3 protein-coding genes are annotated in these 3,685 nt (G+C 62.8%); 1 reads left to right on the forward strand and 2 read right to left on the reverse strand.

Annotated elements, in window-relative coordinates:
* Together ASG92_RS30155 and ASG92_RS24630 are read right to left on the reverse strand one after the other, a co-directional pair.
* A partial coding sequence (locus tag ASG92_RS30155; protein ID WP_240987293.1) for a hypothetical protein occupies positions 1-199 on the reverse strand: 199 nt, incomplete at its 3' end.
* 14 nt (positions 200-213) lie between these two features.
* A complete protein-coding gene (locus tag ASG92_RS24630) occupies positions 214-1,350 on the reverse strand; it encodes a diaminopropionate ammonia-lyase (RefSeq protein ID WP_056634882.1) in 1,137 nt (378 codons plus the stop codon).
* A gap of 272 nt (positions 1,351-1,622) precedes the next feature.
* On the opposite strand from ASG92_RS24630, the gene ASG92_RS24635 reads away from it, so the two are divergent.
* Entirely contained in the window at positions 1,623-3,134 is a 1,512-nt protein-coding gene (locus ASG92_RS24635) for an amino acid permease (RefSeq protein WP_082579720.1), read from the forward strand.
* Positions 3,135-3,685 lie beyond the last annotated feature (551 nt).

The following is a 3,685-nucleotide window of genomic DNA, read 5'->3' on the forward strand; positions in this document are numbered from 1 at the left end:
CGTCACCGCCGTGCCCGTAGCGGCCCGTGATTTCGCGAGCGTTTCTCAAATGAGGCATGCACCCCGTTTCGCGAGCACTATTGGTGAGTCTCGTCGCGGGATTGACGGAGTCGATGCGTACGAGGACCCCCAGCAGCGCTATGGGATCTTCGATAGGTGTCTGTGCGGTTTCAGGAGAGGTATTGAGGCTGTTGTTCATCGGAATTGCTTCTTTCATCGGAGCGGGTTGGCCGCGAGGCCTTCGGTGCTGACGAGCACAATGACGGAGTCCTGGGTGATGCCGAGTTGTCGGCGTCGTTCGCTGTCAGCCAAAGCAGCCCGGACCCCGGCAAGCGTTGAGGCCCCGCAGGGCCCTGCGTCCTGGCCGAGGTCGCCGAGATCCAACACGGCCTGGCGGCAGTCTTCCTCGGACACGCTCACGGCACCGTCCAGGCCGGCCAACAGCGACGGCCAGCCCAGTTCCGAAGGCGTGCCGCAGTTCAGCCCGGACATGATCGTGGGGAAGGAAGTATCGACAACGACGGGTTCACCCGCCCGCAGGGATTGGGCGATGCAGGCGGCTGTCTCCGGCTCAACGCTGAGCAGTGACGGGGCACTCGTGCCGGGGTTCCGGTAGTGGTCGACCATGGCGTGGGCCAGGGATCCCACCCCGACCGGGCAGGCCACCAGGTCCGCTCCGGCGTGGCCCGACTGCGCCAACGACCCATCGATCTCGGCGAAAAGGGTCGTATATCCGTCGACGATCCAACGGGGAATGTCGGTGTACCCGGCCCAGGCGGTGTCCTGGATCAGCACATCACGGCCGCTGCCGGCAGTGGACGCCGCTGCGGCGGCCACGACATCGTCATAGATGGCATCGACTTCGACCAGCTCGGCGCCTTCGCCCCTGATCGCGTCGACGGCGGCAGCACTGAGACCGTTCGGGATGTAAATCCGGGCACTGAGGCCGAGCAGGGCTGCCATCCGCGATACCGCGCGGCCATGGTTGCCGTCAGTGGCCGTAACCAGCACCGGAAGCGACCCGGCATCCGCACCGGAGTGCAGATGTCCGCGGAGCTCCGGGACGGTCATGGTGCCGGCATCAAGGCCCTGCCGTTCGCACAGCGCGCGGCAGACAGCCCATGAGGCGCCCAGGATCTTGAAGGCCGGCAAGCCGAGCCGGTTGGACTCATCCTTGAGGAACACCCGGCCAACGCCGAGTTCGGTAGCCAGCGAGGGAAGTTCGGTCAGCGGCGTCGCTGAATAGCCGGCCAACGTGCGGTGGAAAGGCAGGGCAGACGCCGGAGCTGCCGTCTGCCACCTTCGGGCATCAGGATTGGCATACCAGTAAGCGGTGTGAGTTGAACGCATGAATTCATAATCCAACACCTGAACCCAAAGAAAAAGCGATGCTTTATGGCCAATTACTTGCAGTTCTACTTAACTAAAACCTTTCCCCTCACCAATTTCGACGTCCCGTTTTTCTTAAGGCTAATGGCCACTAAAAGCCGCTTTTCCTTAGCTGGCTCCTGGGGGAGTATGTACCGGACAGTGACCGACGCCACAGACGCGCCCCCGACGGTTGCTTGACCCCCGTCGGCGACAGACGCCCGGGTTCCCCTTCACGAAAGCAGTCCCGACCTATGTCTTCAATGTTCGATTCCGGCACGGCCGTCTCCGACGGACCACCGGCTCCCAAGAGCACTATTTCCGGAAACCCCGGCTTCAACGATGAGGAACAGGGCTACCACAAGGGCCTCAGCGCCCGGCAGATCCAGATGATAGGGATCGGAGGCGCCATCGGAACAGGCCTGTTCATGGGCGCCGGCGGCCGACTGGCTGCGGCCGGGCCGGGCCTGATCCTCGTCTACGCGGTGTGCGGGTTCTTCGCGTTCCTCATCCTGCGCGCCCTCGGCGAGCTGGTGCTGCACCGCCCCTCTTCCGGGTCCTTTGTCTCGTACGCCCGGGAATTCTTCGGCGAGAAAGCCGCGTTCACCGTCGGCTGGCTGTACTGGCTGAACTGGTCCATGATCGCCATCGTGGACGTCACAGCCGTGGCCCTGTACATGAATTTCTTCAAGAAATACGTCCCGGCGATCGCGGACGTCCCCCAGTGGATCTTCGCCCTCGCTGCCCTGGCCTTGGTCCTGGGCCTGAACCTCGTGTCAGTGAAGGTGTTCGGCGAGCTCGAATTCTGGTTCTCCCTCATCAAGGTCCTGGCCCTGGTCACCTTCCTCATCGTAGGTGTCTGTTTCGTCGCCTTCGGAACGCCCGTCGCCGGACACAGCGCCGGCTTCAGCCTCATCTCCGACAACGGAGGCCTGTTCCCCAACGGCGTGCTCCCGGCCCTTGTCGTGATCCAGGGCGTCATCTTCGCCTACGGCGCCATCGAGCTCGTCGGCACAGCGGCCGGCGAAACCGAGCATCCCGAAAAAGTCATGCCAAAGGCAATCAACGCCGTAGTCTTCCGCATTGGCGTGTTCTACGTCGGGTCCGTCCTCCTGCTTTCGTGCCTGCTCCCGTACACGGCGTACAAAGCGGGGGAGAGCCCCTTCGTGACGTTCTTCGGATCGATCGGAATCACCGGCGGAGACGCCATCATGAACCTGATCGTCCTTACCGCCGCCCTCTCGTCACTCAACGCAGGCCTCTATTCCACCGGCCGGATCATGCGGTCGCTGTCGGCCGCCGGATCCGCACCCAAATTCGCCGGACGCATGAACAAAGCCGGCGTTCCCTACGGCGGAATTCTCATGACAGCCGGCGTCGCACTGCTCGGGGTAGGACTGAACGCTGTCGTCCCCGAGTCGGCCTTCGAGATTGTCCTGAACGTCTCCTCACTCTGTCTGATCACAGCCTGGGCTGCCATCGTCGTCTGCCAGCTGAAGCTCTGGCACTGGGCCCGCCAAGGCAAAATCCGCAGGCCATCATTCCGCCTGTTCGGGGCACCGTGGACAGGCATCCTCGCGCTTGTATTCCTCGCCGCCGTCCTGGCACTGATGGCCCTCGACTACCCGGTCGGCACCTACACCATCGGCTCCATCGCTCTCATCATTCCTCTGCTAGTCCTTGGCTGGTTCCTCGCACGCGGCAATATCCGAGCCGTCGCGGCACGCCGTGTGGCAGAGGACGAACACTCCGAAACCCACGCATAACCCTTCAACAAAGATGACGGCTCCCATACGGGGGGCCGTCATCGGCTCAGAAGTTGCTGACCCGCCTCAACGCGACGAGCAAAGCCAGGTCGATGCTGCGCCCCGCGAGGTCGACGAGCACGCCCGGCGGCGTTGCGCCATTGAATGCGGCCATGAAGGCTTGACGGCGACTCCGCCGGCGAGCAGAGCCAGCGAAGCATCCAGTACATGCTCAACAAAATCGTGTGGCCGGCGGTAGACCGCCTTGAACGTGAATCGAATTAGCCTAGCTAGCACGCTGCGTTTGGGGCGCGTTGGGAGGCGCGGTGGTTAACGAAGTCATCACCCTGGTGCACCAAGGCAAGCAAGCGGACGCTCAAAGCCGGGTATATGCCTTGGTTGGCGGTTGCATCAGTTCTGTTTTTCCCCGTTTCTCAAGCCTCTAGGAGACTGCTGAATAATCTGCGGGGTTAGGGCGCGCCTGCTGGACTTTCGGGACGGGTGATTAAGACTGGTTTCATGCAGGGTCGTGAGGATGCTCAACGCGGGTATTTGGACGTGGAGGCGCTGGC

The organism is Arthrobacter sp. Soil736 (genome assembly GCF_001428005.1).
In the GTDB taxonomy this organism is placed as follows: Bacteria; Actinomycetota; Actinomycetes; order Actinomycetales; family Micrococcaceae; genus Arthrobacter.

Bases quoted from the DNA above. Each gene is read 5' to 3' on its own strand.
- ASG92_RS24630 (WP_056634882.1), bottom strand. From the start codon at position 1,350: ATGCGTTCAACTCACACCGCTTACTGGTATGCCAATCCTGATGCCCGA.
- ASG92_RS24635 (WP_082579720.1), top strand. From the start codon at position 1,623: ATGTCTTCAATGTTCGATTCCGGCACGGCCGTCTCCGACGGACCACCG.